Genomic DNA, 14,512 nt, shown 5'->3' with positions numbered 1-14,512 from the left:
ACCCCCTCAGTACTTCGGCCCAACGGTCGACGACTGCTTCATTTCCTTCCAGAACTTGTCGAATTCGGCGTCGCTCATTTCACTGATCTGCGAAGCGTTGACGGCACCGCGTTCATCAGGCGCACGCGACGAGCCGTGGGCGTTACTCAGGCTGGTCGGTGGATCTCGGCGCGGTGCTCGGCTGGCAGCCTTGAAGCCCATTGCCTGCGCACGCTGGTAGATGTGCGCTGCTGGGTTGATGCCGTTCGCCAGGCATTGTTTGTTAAAGCCGACTAACGCGACGGTTCGCAGCACGCCGAACTGTTGCTCGGTCGCTTGCGGGTATTGGGCGCGCAACTGCGACTCCACCGAGTTCTGTACAAAGTCGAACGCTGCGGGGTAGTCCGGCGTTGCGGCGACGAACTCGGATTCCATCTGGATAGCGATAGGCAGCACCGTTGCCCGGTCGTGCTCGAATTGTGCCTGGAAGTGCGCTTCGTCTTGCTGCTGTTGCGGCTGCTGTTGCGGCTGCTGGCCTTGGTTCTGTACTTGTGCGAGCGCCTGTTCAAGCTGCTGCGCTTTCATCTTGACCCAAGTTTCTGGATCTTCGGAAAACTCCGGCAGCGCCGCTTCCTGCTGCGCTTGCAGTTGTGCCTGCTGCGCGGCTTGCCACTGCGCCTGAAGCTGCTGCATCTGTTGGGCTTGCGCCTGGAGTTGCAGTTCGAGCGCTTGCCGCTTCTGACGCTCTTCATGCAGCGCAGCCAGCGGTACTTTCCGACCACGCTGCTGGGCTTGTTCCTGCTCGGCTTCGCGGTCCAGTTCACCCTGACGAGTGTCGTCGACGTCATTGCTGAGCGGGATGTCTTTCTCGGCGAGGTAACGCTCTTGCTCCTCGACAGCATCGGCAACGTCGTTCGGCATGTCCTGACCAGAGTCAGTCATGCCGGTGCTGCCGGTCAGTTCCGCCGCGAGGCTCTCGCTCAGATCTTCGTTTTCGGTGCTCATGCTTTTTCTCCACGGGATGGGGCGCGTTTAGGGTGGGCACTGGGCTTCGGCACAGAAGCCTCAGCCTTCGCTGCGGGCTTGTGCGGCTTCAGGTCGTAACGCGATTCGAGTTCGGACTTGTCAGCAGCAGCTTTGGCAGCGATGGCGTTCTGCTCTACGACGGCAGCCAGTTCACGGGTCAGCCGTCGAACCTCCGCCGCGTGTGCAACGTCAGCCTTGTACTCAGCCAATTCGGCGATGGTCACAACTCGGCGATTCACGTCACTACCTGACCAGCCAAAGACACGCCCGCTGCGGATCTTGTTACGTTCGGCGAGCTGGATACGGCGGCAACCTACGAGAAGTTCGTACTCAGCCTGCACAGCGTTCTTGCACCGGACTTCCTCGGGCGGGTCTGGCAATACAATCCCGAGCTCAATTAACGGTTTCGAGAAGGTCACGACGTAAGAGCCGTCGGCAGCGGTGCTGATGCGGGCGCGGGTGGTGTCAATGGACAGCGTCCGGCAGTCTTCGCGGATGTATATCAAGTCGGGATTAAGCATTTTGGGTACCCCCACGGGCTTCGTTGAGTTTGCTGTGCAGCAGTTGCAGTTCCGCCTCGCGGATCGCTGCCTTGCTGGGTCGGGTCGCTGCGCGCAATTTCTTTTCCGCTGCCTGTAGCGCACTGCGGGCGGCGGGCAGTTCGGTTTCGAGCAGCTTCTCGATCCTGGATAGTTCGAGCAGCTTGGCGCGTGCAGCGGTGACTTCGGCGGTGGCGTCCGCCACCAGTTGTTCGTTCATTTTTTGCCCCCATCTGGTCGTTTCCAGCTGCTGGTTTGTTTGCGGTAGAGGTCGATCAGCCCACGTTTGCCGGCTGCCAGATACGGCACAAATGCCACCCGTGCGGCGGCTCGCGCTTCCTTCATGATTTTGTCCAGCTGATCGGCGCGCTCGTCGTCGTTGAGGGTCGCCCAATACTTGGTGCGCATCAGGTTCCCGGCAGCCGCGTGCATCCTGGCACCGGCCAGTTCGCTCAATTCGCGCAGTTGGTCGTCGGTAAGGTCGAAGCGCTTGCTGCGCTGGCCCTGCACTTTGGTCGGGACACTGAAGTGGTTTTGCATGGTGCCCGGTGTCCAGCCGATGCGAGCCGCCTCTAGCCGCACAGGGTCATCACTAGGCGTGGTAATTGGGACCGGGCCGGCTCGACCAATCTGGCGTTGCGCTTCCATAAGCGGCTGGCCGAAGTGGTCTGTCTTGACCGGCAGGGACTCGCGACCGAACGTCTCGCCTGGCAGGCGATATTTGAGCTGGTCGAGGAAACTGCCACGGTCTGTATCGCGCTGGTACGGGTCCGCGTATCGGCCGATGTGCGAAAGCAATGTGACCGGCTGGGCCAGTGTCGCGCCAGTGCGAGCAAGGAAGCTTTCGCCGTATCGATCAGGATCAGACATCGCCTGCATGACACCGGAGAGTCCTTGCAGCCAGGTCTTCGAAGTGAAGTTCCGGCCAATCGCTTTGAAGATGCTCGCCATACCCAGCGCTTGATCCTCTGAACCGTGTGCGATGTCAGCGGCGATACCGACCAGCGAGGCCAGTGGCTCAATGCGGTTGTAGGCGTACCACTTACCATTGACCTTCATGGAGTACGGCTGATTCCCGGCAGCCAGCCACGCTCTGCGCTTGTCGGGATCTTCAGGACCACCACCAGTCAGCGAACCATTCATGGCGCCAACGGCACCGAGGGAGATCAGCAGCGAGCCGATACCCATGCGCGCCAGCGCTTCTTCCTGCTTGGCCCCACCTGCGCGAATGTCTGCGCGGACCTCCTTGAAAATCGGTGCGGCGGGGCTGTGTTTGACTGCGTAGGTAATGAGGTTGGCAGGGGTCTTAAGAAACGGGATCACCAAGTTTCCAGTGCCGTATGGCAGCGAGTGGCGCAAGTTGTTCACTGCCTGGGTGAGCTTGCCGGCGTTGTTGTTGAAGGTGTGGAACAGCGCCGCGTCATGACCGGCCTCGACCAGCTCTTGAGGTGGATTGGCGATCAGCTCTTGCACACGCTTGTGTACTGCTGCTGGACCTTGGCCTTTCAGCTCCTGAGAGGCCATGCGATAAGCGACCGCGTGCATTTCCATGCTGTTGTTGATGTGCTTGAAAAACGCGTCTTCGGACTGAAGCAGGCGCAACGGCATGCCCCACACCTTCTGGCCGGGGTAGTCGTTGCGGTAGATCTCGGCCTTGTTACCGCCGAATGCGTCTTCTCCGGTTTTCCACGACTCGACTGCACCCTTGGCGCCGTTGATCGTGCCCTCGAGCATGCCCGCCAGTTGGTAGGCAGATTCACCCATACGGGTTTCACCGTACTTACCCCCGGTAGCAAGTCGCTTCACTTCACCGATTCCACCGGCCAAGGTGCGAGTGCCTAAATTCATGCCACTGGTGAACAGGTTGCTGACCATGTTCACGACGTGAGTATCTGGCGAAGAAAGCAGTGCGGATTTGTAGAACGTCCAGAAGGCATCAGAGCCAGAGGCGCGAGCCATCTTGTTGGCAGCCTCGACACCACCCACTCGAGCAGCTGTAGTCAGCGCATCCGCAATAGCCTTGGCGCCTTGAGCACCGCCGACAGATTCCAGCATGCGGCCAGCATCTTTCATGGTCGTGACATCGGCGCGCATGGCGGACATCGCCCTACCAATTTCAGCACGGGAAGACATCACGGCTTTCTGCGTAGTGCGCAGATCGGCGAGCGCTTGCAGGAAGTTGGCTTGGTCGATTTCGCCCGCCGTACCAGTGCTGATCTTGTTGCCCAGCTCGAGGGTTTTGAGCGTCTGGTCTTTCAGCAGGCGAGTGGCTGCGACTTGCTCTTCAGCATTGAAGGCGACACCGACGCGATGCTTGCGCAATTTCTCGACCGTGGTGCCGGTGAGCGCAGCGAGCTGGCCGGTTTCTTCCCAGCTGATGGTGCCACGGCGAGCCGCTTCGATATCTGGTTCAACGTCGCGCAGCAGGTCAAGACTCTTGTCCATTTGCGCCTGGTCCATGCCCATCGATTCAAACAAGGGACGGACGTTGGCACTGCCGGCGAATGGAGTAGCTGACGCTGTGGGCGCCCGTGGTGCGATTGGGGCGGTGCTGGGCACAGCGACTGGCGTTGGCATGGCTGGCGGCGTGAAGGCTGGCGCGGCCTGCCCTTGCTGCTGTTGCGCTGGCATTGGCACCGGGGCTGGTTGCGGCGTAGTCATGTTCGGGCGACGGAGGCCGCCGGCTGCGCCCATGACACCGCCGAGCACGCCTCCCATGGCCGCTTGTTTATCGACGCCTTCCATTGCCGGCCTGTCGGTGGCCAAGTTGGTCAGCACTTGTTGCTGTGCGCTTTGCGAAAGCTCTTCCAAAGACTCAATGCCGCTACCGGTCAATGCGCGATTGACCAACCCCTTGGCGACGTCCACGCCATTGACGCCGGCCAGTTGTGCATCGATATCCAGTGCGCCCAACTTTCGCCCAATACGCGCACCGGCAGCACCGAGCAGGCCGGTCAAGCCACCCGACAACAGTGCAAGACCGGTCTGGCCCGGTGTGAGATCACCGGTCTGCTGCACCGTTTGGGCGGCCTGTTGGCCTGCCGTGGCAAGCCCTTCACCCGCACCTGCGCCAAGAATTCCAGCAGCGGGTGCAGCCATACCCAGCGCCTTGGCACCGAGTGCAGCACCCTTGCCGGCTGCGCCCCCGGCAACCATCGTCGGTACGGATTCGATCACCTGGCCTGCGGCATAGGCCGGGTTGCGCAGCATTGCGCCCATGGTGGGGAGAAAGCCCTGCGCGTTCGCGACGTCCTGTTGTTGGGCCTTGGCTTGTGGCGACATTTCAGCGTCGAGTTTGGCCCGCGCCGCCTTGGAATCCATGCCATGCGCAGCAAGCCACGGAGTAGCGGCCCCACCGGTGGCGATGTCACCCAGACCGGCGATGCTGTCGAACAGGTTGTAAGCGCCACGACCGACGTTGCCGCCGACGTCCGTCACCCACTGACCGGCTGTGCGGTCGGGTAGCTCGGCGGGCGTTTCGTCTTCCAGCGGATCGCCAAAGGCCGAAACCCTCGGGGCAGCCGTGGCCTGTACTGGTGGCACAGGTTGACTGGTCGTGGCTGGCTCGGCGTCCAGCGGGTCGCCGAAGGCGCTCAAGGTGGCCATGGTTATTTCCGTTTAGTCGCGGTCAGCCCAGTAGCCGGGTCCACATAGCGTGTCCCGACAGGGAGCCGGTCGAAGTCCGCCCGAGTCTTCGGCGTGGCGGGTGGGCGAGCCGCTGGGTTGGCACCAGCACCGGTCATCAATAGTTCGGCGCCCTGGCGCGGTGGCGCCATGGATGCATTGGCGCCGGGTAAGCCTGGCACGGCAGCACCAGGGGCGCTGTTGTCGTCCGGCGTCAGCCCGCCCAACAGGTCCGCCATCGGGTCGGCCTTGGTCTTGCCTTGGCTGTAGGGGTAATACGCAGCCCCATAAGGTTTATAACTGCCGCTCGCGGCGTCATACAGGTGCTTTTGCACACGCCCATCTGGAAGAGGTTCTTCCAGGATTTGTCTAGGGCTAGGGGTCTTCGGCCCCGGTGGTTGTCCGCCGCCAGCACCGATGCGGGCTTCGGTTTGGGCGAAGTGCGCTTGTTGCTGGGCGAGTTGGGCGTCGCGATATTTCTGCAAAAGATCGCTGCTGTTGGCCTTGAGGATGGTGTCCGGGTCAATCCCAGCTTGGGCCAGGTACTTCGCCATTGGGCCAAGCTGTGCCTGCAACGCGGGATCTTGGAATGCGGTCTGTTGGCGTTGCTGCTGCTCAGCCTTGGCCCGCGCTTGCTGCACCTGAAAGTTCTGCGCCGCCTGTTGCTGCGCGATCATCTGTTCGCGGTACTGCTGCAAGGCTTGGGCCTTCTGCAGTTCGCTCATGTTGGCAAAAGCTTGGCCGAGGCGAGCGCCGCCGCTGGGATTACCTTGCTGCGGGCCCGACTGGCCAAGCAAGCTGGTGCCAAGCTGCCCTAGCGGCGTATTAAGCCCACCGAGCCCTTGGTTAAGCATTTCCATGATGGTCGCCATGTAACTATCCCCCAACCGGGCAATGCCCGGTCACTAATGCACAGTGTGTTTGCTGCCGGCCTGCTTGGCTGCAAGTTCAGCCATGACCTCGTCATAGAGCGACATGCGCGAGGCAATGGCGCGTTCACTGGCACTGAGTACGGGCCGGATGGTTACGGCGCGTTCACTGGCAGCGATCAACGCGGTAAGGGTTGCGTCGCTCAGGGCCGACAGGCCCGCGTTGTCTGCCAAAGGCAGTACGCCGTCCGGGTACTGGGCGAACATTTCAGTCAGGGTCATGGCTGCATTCCTTCTGGAGTAGTGGTGTGGGTTCGGGCTTGGCGGCGAGCTTTGGCACAACGACGGGCGCGAAGTTCGGCATGGTCAGCAGCGAGGCGTGCGATGACGGTCTGACACAGTTCGGGTGACAACTTGCTGGTGTCACGCGGGAGCACGAGGGTTTCGCCATCAACGTCGAAAAGGTAGTGGTCATCGTAGAAGCGGGACATCTTCGATCCTCTCTTACGGGCGGTAGTGCTCAGCGCCACGCGCAAGCGGCACTCGGCGTCGGTCAGGAAGTCGGTGCGGTCGAGGATCAGTTCTGCGAGCTTTTCGAGGGGGTACATCTGCATCGGCTTGCCCCCAAGGGGGCTGCCAGTCGGCACCGTGAAGGGTTCCGGCAATACGTCTTTGAGGGAGCTGATCAGGGCTGGGCTGTAGCCAGTCAAGGCGCACAGTTGGGCCACGCTGATTGCGCTGGCCGGATCGGCTTTTTCGGTAGCTTCGAGCAGTAGTTTGTTCATTCCCCGACCCCCAGTCAGGTTCGTCCATTTGCTGAACATAGCCCTTTTTTCGATACACAAAGAAGGGGAAAGACTACCGCTCGTCTAATTATCTTAATATGTGGCACGAATTTAGCATTGCGCATATATCCGTGCGCTTATGGGTTGAATGCTAAGTGTTTAAATAGACAGCTTTTTAACTAGATAAGTTAAATTTAGCGGGTTAAGACTTAGTGGTTTATGGCTATGGAATTAAGCGTTAAGGCGTCTAGCACAGTGGTTATGGCTATTAAGTTAAGCGGCGGCAGGGAAAGTTAATTTTTTATAATTTTGGGAAAATAGTCAGGGAATTTTTCGGCAGGGAAAGTTAAACGCTAAGCGCTATCGGTATTTTAAAACTAAGGGCTCGATTCTCTGGTGTGGATTTACGTGTGTGAGCGAGCGCGACCAACGACACCACCCCCCACCCGGCGCCTCTTCTCGGCCACCCTGGTTCTTCCCCGGCAGCCCCCAGCCAGCAGCCCTGATACAGTCATCGCCCCACCTCGTCGACTCGAACGATCAACGAATGACTTCTTTGTGCCGAGCACAGAATGATTTGGAGGCAGGCCCCTTTTGCTGGGGGCTCAACAAACGACCGTTAAATGATACCGGCTGTCGGCTGGGTATCAGGTGCCAACAATCAAGGCTTGCAGGGTTGTTGATACCTGATTATGTTGATACTACGTTTGTTGACACCAGCAGGAAGAGGATCTACATCATGGCCCGTACATTTCTGTATGCCCGCGTTTCGACCGAAGACCAGACCACTGACAACCAAGTGCAGGAAGTCCAGGCAGCAGGCTTTGCCGTGGAGCCCCAGCGTGTGATTGTAGAGACGATCTCAGGTAGCACAGTAGCTATGGAGCGTCCGCAGTTTGCGAAGCTGGTGGAGCGCTTGGAGAAGTCAGACGTGCTGATCGTCACCAAGCTCGACCGTCTCGGCCGTAACGCCATGGATGTTCGCGCCACCGTGGATATGCTGGCCGCTTCCGGCGTGCGCGTTCATTGCTTGGCCTTGGGAGGTGCTGACCTCACCAGCTCGGCGGGCAAGATGACCATGGGTGTCCTGGCTGCTGTCGCCGAGTTTGAGCGTGACCTGCTGATCGAGCGGACCAACGCCGGACTGGCAAGGGCGAAGACCGCAGGCAAGAAGCTGGGCAGGCCGGTGGCGTCCAGCACAACGAAGAAGATCCAGAAGCTGAAGAGTGAAGGTAGGTCGCAGGCGGAAGTGGTCGAGAAGTCGGGGCTCTCGCTGGCTACGATCAAGCGGCACTGGAACAAGTAGGGCGTCGGCGATGCGGCAATGATGGCCCAATAGTGTCTTAATAGTGGCACATAGGTCGGTCGGGAGCTCGAACCCATTGAGAACCCATTGAGCCCACGAAACGCCCGGAATAGAGCGCTCCAGCACATAGCCTTCAATGGGTTAATGGGTTCAATGGGTTTCTCCATAGCGGCCGACAGACGGCAGGCAGCACAGGCCTATAGGACACTCCAATAGTATGACTATTTACTACCCTACCTTCTCTGTCTCAAATTATTAATTAACCCATTGAACCCATTGAAGACCTGTGCCAGAAGCTCTAAGCCGCCGCTTACAGCCTCAATGGGTTGTGCTGACCGATCCCATTAAATAATGGGTTTATCCCATTGAAACCAAGCAGAAAGGCTTAATAACTAAGTTTTTACATCTTTTTAGCATATGTCGCGAAAACGGAGTTTAAAGTACCCCCAGCCGGATGTGCCATCATTGCCCGCCACCGCCCTGCCCCCTCAGTTCGTCCAGATAGTCGGCATATCTCTGTGCTGCCGCGTGTCGCTGATCCAAGAGCTGCACCCTTGCGTATACCGCCCCCAACACCCCCGGCATGCGGTGGCTTAAGCTCAACTCGAGCACGATCGGATCTATATCCAGTACTTCATGGCCGATAGTCCTCCAGCTAGACCGGAAGCCGTGGACGGTTATTGCGCCGCGCTCATAACCAAGGTCGTTCAGTAGCCGGGTCAGGATGCTGCTGCCCGAGATCGGTTTGGCCGGGTACTTGGGGGAATTAAACACCCAACCGGAAACGCCTTTGCCGGACTTGTTCGGCACACAGCGCGCCTGGATCGAACGCAGTATGGCGATAGCCTGCGTCGGCAAGGGCACAATGTGCGGCAGGCCGGTTTTACTGACTGTGTAGCGCCACTCGGCGGCGCCGAAATCTATCTCTTCCCAACGAGCGTTGGCCAGTTCGACCGAACGCGCCGGCAACAACACCAAGAGCCTCAGCGCCTGCATGACGCTGTCGGTGTGCTCGGCACAGGCGTCGAGCCGGCGCAGAAACTCTTTCATCTCGGCGGGCGTGGTCAGGGCCGCGTAGCTCTTGGTCTTGTGCCGTCTCAACAGACTGTTGCGGCCGACGGCAACATTCCTGTCCACCAACTCCCGCTGCTCGGCATAGTCCAGCACCATTTTCAGCACGAGCAACGAGTAGCGCGCCATCGACGGCGAGTGAGCCAGCTGATGCACAACTCTCTTTACATGACCGAAGTCAACGTCGGTTACAGGCACATCCCCTACTGTTGGGTACAGGTGGACCTTAAGCGCACTACGGTAGCCGGCTAGAGTTGCAGAGGCCAAGTCTGACTTGAACTCGAGGAAGTCCTCGGCGACCTTTTTGAAAGTGTTGACCTCTTGGGCACGGCGCTCACGCTCCCTGCCTTTCTTTGCGGCCAGCGGATGAACACCAGCAGCCACCTGCTCCCGCGCCCACCGCGCATCATCACGGGCCTTTGCCAGTGGGATGTCGGGGAACTTGCCGATGGCGTACAGGCCTTCTTTGCCATCGAGCCTATACTTGAGTCGCCACAGCTTTGAGGTGGTGGAAACCTGAAGGTACAGCCCGTCTATTGTGCCTTCCCTGTACCGACCAGGCTCCTTCAGCTTCTTGATGGCCAGGTCACTGGAAGCCCTGGGTTTGGGTGCATTGGGAGCGCTCATCGTTGGGGGTATCCGCTACGGGTTATCTGCTGTTGATCCCTAAAAATACCCCCGACTGTCTTGGTGGGCAATGATTAAAATGAGTAACAGTGATGGTTTTGAGTTGCGTAAAACCCAGCGTTTAGTGACTATTTTGCCGGATAACCCTGCTGCGCCGTTAATACGATAACTCGCAACTATAGTTGTGCAACGCCGTGCTTTTTACCCGTTAATGGAGATTCCGATCATGCAAGCCATTCGCAGCATTCTGGTGGTCATAGAACCCGAACACTCGGAGAGCCTGGCGCTCAAACGGGCCAAATTGATTGCCGGTGTGACCCAGGCTCATTTGCATCTGCTGGTGGGCGATCCCAAGCATGATCACAGCGGCATGTTGGGGGTACTCAAAGCCGCGTTGCTGGACGACGGTTACAGCGTTACTACCGAGCAAGCCTGGAATCAGAACCTGCACCAAACCATCATCGACGTTCAGCAAGCCGAGAGCTGTGGGCTGGTGGTCAAACAGCATTACCCGGACAACCCGCTGAAAAAGGCCCTGCTGACCCCGGATGACTGGAAACTGCTGCGTGAATGCCCGACTCCGGTGCTGCTGGTGAAAACGGCCGGTTCCTGGAAAGACAAAGTCATCCTGGCCGCCATCGACGTGGGCAATAGCGATGGCGAACACCGTCACCTGCACAACACCATCATCGATTACGGTTATGACATCGCCAGCCTGGCCAAGGCTCATTTACACGTGCTCAGTGCGCATCCATCGCCGATGCTGTCGTCGGCCGACCCGACCTTCCAGCTCAAGGAAACCATCGAAGCGCGCTATCGCGAGCAGTGCAAGGCGTTCCAGGCAGAATTCGACATCGACGATGACCATTTGCATATCGAGGAAGGCCCGGCGGATGTGTTGATTCCGTTCATGGTGCACAAGCTACAGGCGGCAGTGACCGTGATCGGCACCGTGGCGCGGTCCGGATTGTCGGGGGCTTTGATCGGCAATACGGCGGAAGTGGTGCTGGATAAGGTGGAGAGCGATGTGCTGGTGCTCAAGCCGCAGGAGATTGAGGATAAGCTTGGGGAATTGGCTCAGCATTGAGATGGGCGGTGTCGGAGCGGACGCCATCGCCGGCAAGCCGGTCTCGCTCCCACATTGGTCTTGTGAACGACGCTAATCCCCCTGTGGGAGCGAGCCTGCTCGCGAAGCTTTTCAGGCGCCGAAGGCGTCTTTTAAAAAGCCCGGCGCAATGTACCGTTGGTAATGCGCCTCAGACAGCAAGAAAAATTCCCGATCAATGGCATCGCGCAATTCCGGCAGGTTCCAGTCGCGAAATTCCGGCATCAGCACCATCCCATAGGCTTCCAGGTTATTGATCACCCGCGCCCCACGGGCAATCAGCTGGTACGCCCAGCAATACTCCGACTGATGCGGCACAAAACGAATCTTGCGTTGTTCCAGTTGCAAACGTAGACGTTGAGGGTCGAAAACCTCCAGTTTGCTGGCCATCACCTGGGACAGCAATTGCTCAAGACGCAGCCATACCGCGCGCTTTTCCTCCTCGTTGTAACCATTCCAGTTGATCACTTCATGGTGGAAACGCTTGCAGCCACGGCACACCAAATCACCGTAAACAGTGGAGCAAAGGCCGACGCAGGGGGTCTTGATGGTCTGATTGGGCATAGATAGGCAAAACACGGGGGAAACTGACAGGTCGGCATGTTAGCCCTTTGTCTAACATTCATCACCCCTCAAAATTCGGGGTCTAACTTACCTTTAATTTTTTTTTGCCGTAGAATCAGCCAGCCTTTTAAGGCGCCAATGTCCGTTAGAAGCTGTTTTCAAAGCGTCACGAGCACAGTCGTTCCTTCAGAGCGGTGTTGGCGAAGGGTTTTTCCAGCGGGGAAAAGCTCAGCGCCAACCCTCATCAGCTCCCGTTCTGCAGGCGTAAAACTTTGAAAGCAGCTTCTGTAAGGAATTGCCGGTAATTCTGGCTAAGTGGCTCACAACGCCATGCAGCGCATGAGTACGGCAATTCGGGATGAGCGTCCCGGACACCCATTTGGGACCACTGATGAGGGTAATAACTGTGCTTGAAGCCTACCGCAAACATATCGAAGAGCGTGCAGCACTGGGTATCGTTCCCCAGCCGCTTAACGCCGAACAAACTGCAGGCCTGATCGAGCTGCTGAAGAATCCCCCGGCTGGCGAAGAAGCTTTCCTCGTTGACCTGATCACCAATCGCGTTCCACCTGGAGTGGACGAAGCGGCCTATGTAAAGGCCGGTTTCCTCTCCGCCCTCGCCAAAGGCGAAGCCAAATCCCCTCTGATCGACAAGAAGCGCGCGGTTGAACTGCTCGGCACCATGCAGGGCGGCTACAACATTGTCACGTTGGTCAACCTGCTGGACGACGCCGAACTGGCCCCAGTGGCTGCCGAAGAACTCAAGCACACCCTGCTGATGTTCGACGCCTTCCACGACGTCGCTGAACGCGCCAAGAACGGTAACGTTCACGCTCAAGGCGTGCTGCAATCCTGGGCTGACGGCGAGTGGTTCAAAAACCGCCCTGTGCTGGCCGACAAGATCAGCCTGCGCGTGTTCAAGGTCACCGGCGAAACCAACACCGACGACCTGTCCCCTGCTCCGGACGCCTGGTCCCGCCCGGACATCCCGCTGCACGCCCTGGCCATGCTGAAAATGGCCCGCGACGGCATCGTGCCGGACGAACAAGGCGTCACCGGTCCGATGAAGCAGATCGAAGAAATGCGTGGCCAAGGCTTCCCGATCGCTTACGTCGGTGACGTGGTCGGTACCGGTTCGTCGCGTAAATCCGCCACCAACTCGGTGCTGTGGTTCTTCGGCGACGACGTGCCTTACGTGCCGAACAAGCGTGCTGGCGGTTTCTGCTTCGGCAACAAGATTGCTCCGATCTTCTACAACACCATGGAAGATGCTGGCGCACTGCCAATCGAATTCGACGTTACCAACATGAACATGGGCGACGTGATCGACCTGTACCCGCACGCAGGCAAAGTCTGCAAGCACGGTACCGACGAAGTCATCACTACCTTCGAAATGAAGACCCCTGTGCTGTTGGACGAAGTCCGTGCCGGCGGTCGTATTCCGCTGATCATCGGCCGTGGCCTGACCGATAAGGCTCGCGCCGAACTGGGTCTGCCAGCGTTCGACCTGTTCAAGAAACCGGATGCCCCGATCGAAAGCACCAAGGGTTTCACCCTGGCGCAGAAAATGGTCGGCAAGGCATGCGGCGTAGCAGGCGTTCGTCCTGGTACTTACTGCGAACCGAAGATGACCACCGTGGGTTCCCAGGACACCACCGGTCCGATGACCCGTGACGAACTGAAAGACCTGGCGTGCCTGGGCTTCTCCGCTGATCTGGTGATGCAGTCCTTCTGCCACACCGCGGCTTACCCTAAGCCGATCGACGTGACCACCCACCACACCCTGCCAGACTTCATCATGACCCGCGGCGGCGTCTCCCTGCGTCCGGGCGACGGCATCATCCACAGCTGGCTGAACCGCATGCTGCTGCCGGACACCGTCGGTACCGGTGGTGACTCGCACACCCGTTTCCCGATGGGCATTTCGTTCCCGGCCGGTTCCGGTCTGGTTGCGTTTGCCGCTGCCACCGGCGTTATGCCGCTGGACATGCCGGAATCGATCCTGGTGCGCTTCAAAGGCAAAATGCAACCGGGCGTAACCCTGCGTGACCTGGTTCACGCCATTCCTTACTTCGCGATTCAGGCTGGCCTGTTGACCGTTGAGAAGAAAGGCAAGAAGAACGCCTTCTCCGGCCGCATCCTGGAAATCGAAGGCCTGGACAACTTGAGCATCGAACAGGCTTTCGAGCTGTCCGACGCCTCGGCTGAACGTTCGGCTGCCGGTTGCACCATCAAGCTGTCGAAAGAGTCGATCACCGAGTACCTGAGCTCCAACATCACCCTGCTGCGCTGGATGATCGGCGAAGGCTACGGCGATGCGCGTACCCTGGAACGTCGTGCTCAAGCGATGGAAGCCTGGATCGCCAACCCTGAGTTGATGGTTGCCGATGCTGACGCCGAATACGCTGAAATCATCGAAATCGACCTGAACGACATCAAAGAGCCAGTGCTCTGCGCGCCAAACGATCCGGACGACGCCCGTCTGCTGTCCAGCGTTGCTGGCGAGAAGATCGACGAAGTGTTCATCGGTTCGTGCATGACCAACATCGGTCACTTCCGCGCAGCCGGTAAGTTGCTGGATCAGGTCAAAGGCCAGCTGCCAACCCGTCTGTGGCTGTCGCCGCCGACTAAAATGGACGCTCACCAGCTGACCGAAGAAGGCTACTACGGCATCTACGGCAAGGCCGGCGCGCGCATGGAAATGCCGGGCTGCTCGCTGTGCATGGGTAACCAGGCACGTGTAGAGCCGAACGCCACTGTGGTGTCGACGTCGACCCGTAACTTCCCGAACCGTCTGGGTGACGGCGCGAACGTCTACCTGGCCTCGGCCGAGCTGGCGTCTGTTGCTTCCATCCTGGGTCGCCTGCCGACCGTCGAGGAGTACATGGAATACGCTGGCAAGATCGACAGCATGGCGGCCGATGTCTATCGCTACCTGTCCTTCGACCAGATCGCCGAGTTCCGTGAAGCTGCTGCGAACGCCAACATTCCGGTCGTTCAAGCCTAACGCTACAACG

At 58.9% G+C, this 14,512-nt stretch carries 12 protein-coding genes; 3 read left to right on the top strand and 9 right to left on the bottom strand.

What is annotated here, in order from left to right; genetic code table 11:
• Positions 1–6: 6 nt before the first annotated feature.
• The 7 genes from ACWGZX_RS26735 to ACWGZX_RS26705 are packed head-to-tail and all read right to left on the bottom strand — an operon-like array spanning position 7 to position 6,822.
• Positions 7–984 (bottom strand): hypothetical protein, encoded by a 978-nt coding sequence (locus ACWGZX_RS26735; protein ID WP_452626161.1) that lies wholly within the window; start codon positions 982–984, stop codon positions 7–9.
• A complete protein-coding gene (locus ACWGZX_RS26730) occupies positions 981–1,526 on the bottom strand; it encodes a hypothetical protein (RefSeq protein WP_452626160.1) in 546 nt (181 codons plus the stop codon). Before ACWGZX_RS26730 ends, ACWGZX_RS26735 begins: the two co-directional genes overlap by 4 nt.
• A complete protein-coding gene (locus tag ACWGZX_RS26725) occupies positions 1,519–1,764 on the bottom strand; it encodes a hypothetical protein (RefSeq protein ID WP_452626159.1) in 246 nt (81 codons plus the stop codon). Before ACWGZX_RS26725 ends, ACWGZX_RS26730 begins: the two co-directional genes overlap by 8 nt.
• Complete coding sequence (locus ACWGZX_RS26720; RefSeq protein WP_452626158.1) at positions 1,761–5,150, bottom strand: hypothetical protein; 3,390 nt, start codon at positions 5,148–5,150, stop codon at positions 1,761–1,763. The genes ACWGZX_RS26725 and ACWGZX_RS26720 overlap by 4 nt, the downstream gene beginning before the upstream one ends.
• Before the next feature lie 2 nt (positions 5,151–5,152).
• On the bottom strand, positions 5,153–6,028 hold the full coding sequence (locus tag ACWGZX_RS26715) for a hypothetical protein (RefSeq protein ID WP_452626157.1): 876 nt from the start codon (positions 6,026–6,028) through the stop codon (positions 5,153–5,155).
• 45 nt (positions 6,029–6,073) lie between these two features.
• Positions 6,074–6,319, bottom strand: coding sequence for a hypothetical protein (locus ACWGZX_RS26710; RefSeq protein ID WP_452626156.1), 246 nt, complete (start codon positions 6,317–6,319; stop codon positions 6,074–6,076).
• On the bottom strand, positions 6,316–6,822 hold the full coding sequence (locus ACWGZX_RS26705; protein WP_452626155.1) for a hypothetical protein: 507 nt from the start codon (positions 6,820–6,822) through the stop codon (positions 6,316–6,318). The genes ACWGZX_RS26710 and ACWGZX_RS26705 overlap by 4 nt, the downstream gene beginning before the upstream one ends.
• 739 nt (positions 6,823–7,561) lie before the next feature.
• On the opposite strand from ACWGZX_RS26705, the gene ACWGZX_RS26700 reads away from it, so the two are divergent.
• Positions 7,562–8,128 carry a recombinase family protein gene (locus tag ACWGZX_RS26700; protein ID WP_452626154.1) on the top strand — a complete coding sequence of 189 codons (567 nt, stop codon included), beginning with the start codon at positions 7,562–7,564 and terminating at the stop codon, positions 8,126–8,128.
• A gap of 462 nt (positions 8,129–8,590) precedes the next feature.
• Here ACWGZX_RS26700 and ACWGZX_RS26695 read toward each other — a convergent pair whose 3' ends face one another.
• A complete protein-coding gene (locus ACWGZX_RS26695; protein WP_452626153.1) occupies positions 8,591–9,826 on the bottom strand; it encodes a tyrosine-type recombinase/integrase in 1,236 nt (411 codons plus the stop codon).
• A gap of 226 nt (positions 9,827–10,052) precedes the next feature.
• Here ACWGZX_RS26695 and ACWGZX_RS26690 point away from each other — a divergent pair, with 226 nt between their 5' ends.
• Positions 10,053–10,913, top strand: coding sequence for a universal stress protein (locus ACWGZX_RS26690; protein ID WP_452626152.1), 861 nt, complete (start codon positions 10,053–10,055; stop codon positions 10,911–10,913).
• A 111-nt stretch (positions 10,914–11,024) separates the two neighbouring features.
• Here the strand turns inward: ACWGZX_RS26690 and ACWGZX_RS26685 are convergent, their stop codons facing one another.
• Positions 11,025–11,495, bottom strand: coding sequence for a DUF1289 domain-containing protein (locus tag ACWGZX_RS26685; RefSeq protein ID WP_027923350.1), 471 nt, complete (start codon positions 11,493–11,495; stop codon positions 11,025–11,027).
• Positions 11,496–11,901: 406 nt separating this feature from the next.
• Between ACWGZX_RS26685 and acnB the strand changes: the two genes are divergently transcribed.
• Entirely contained in the window at positions 11,902–14,502 is a 2,601-nt protein-coding gene (acnB, locus tag ACWGZX_RS26680; RefSeq protein ID WP_452629073.1) for a bifunctional aconitate hydratase 2/2-methylisocitrate dehydratase, read from the top strand.
• The last annotated feature ends 10 nt before the right edge of the window (positions 14,503–14,512 follow it).

Source organism: Pseudomonas sp. CLCA07 (assembly GCF_053615335.1).
Note: the sequence above shows the minus strand (reverse complement) of the source record. Positions and strands in the feature narration are given on the sequence as shown.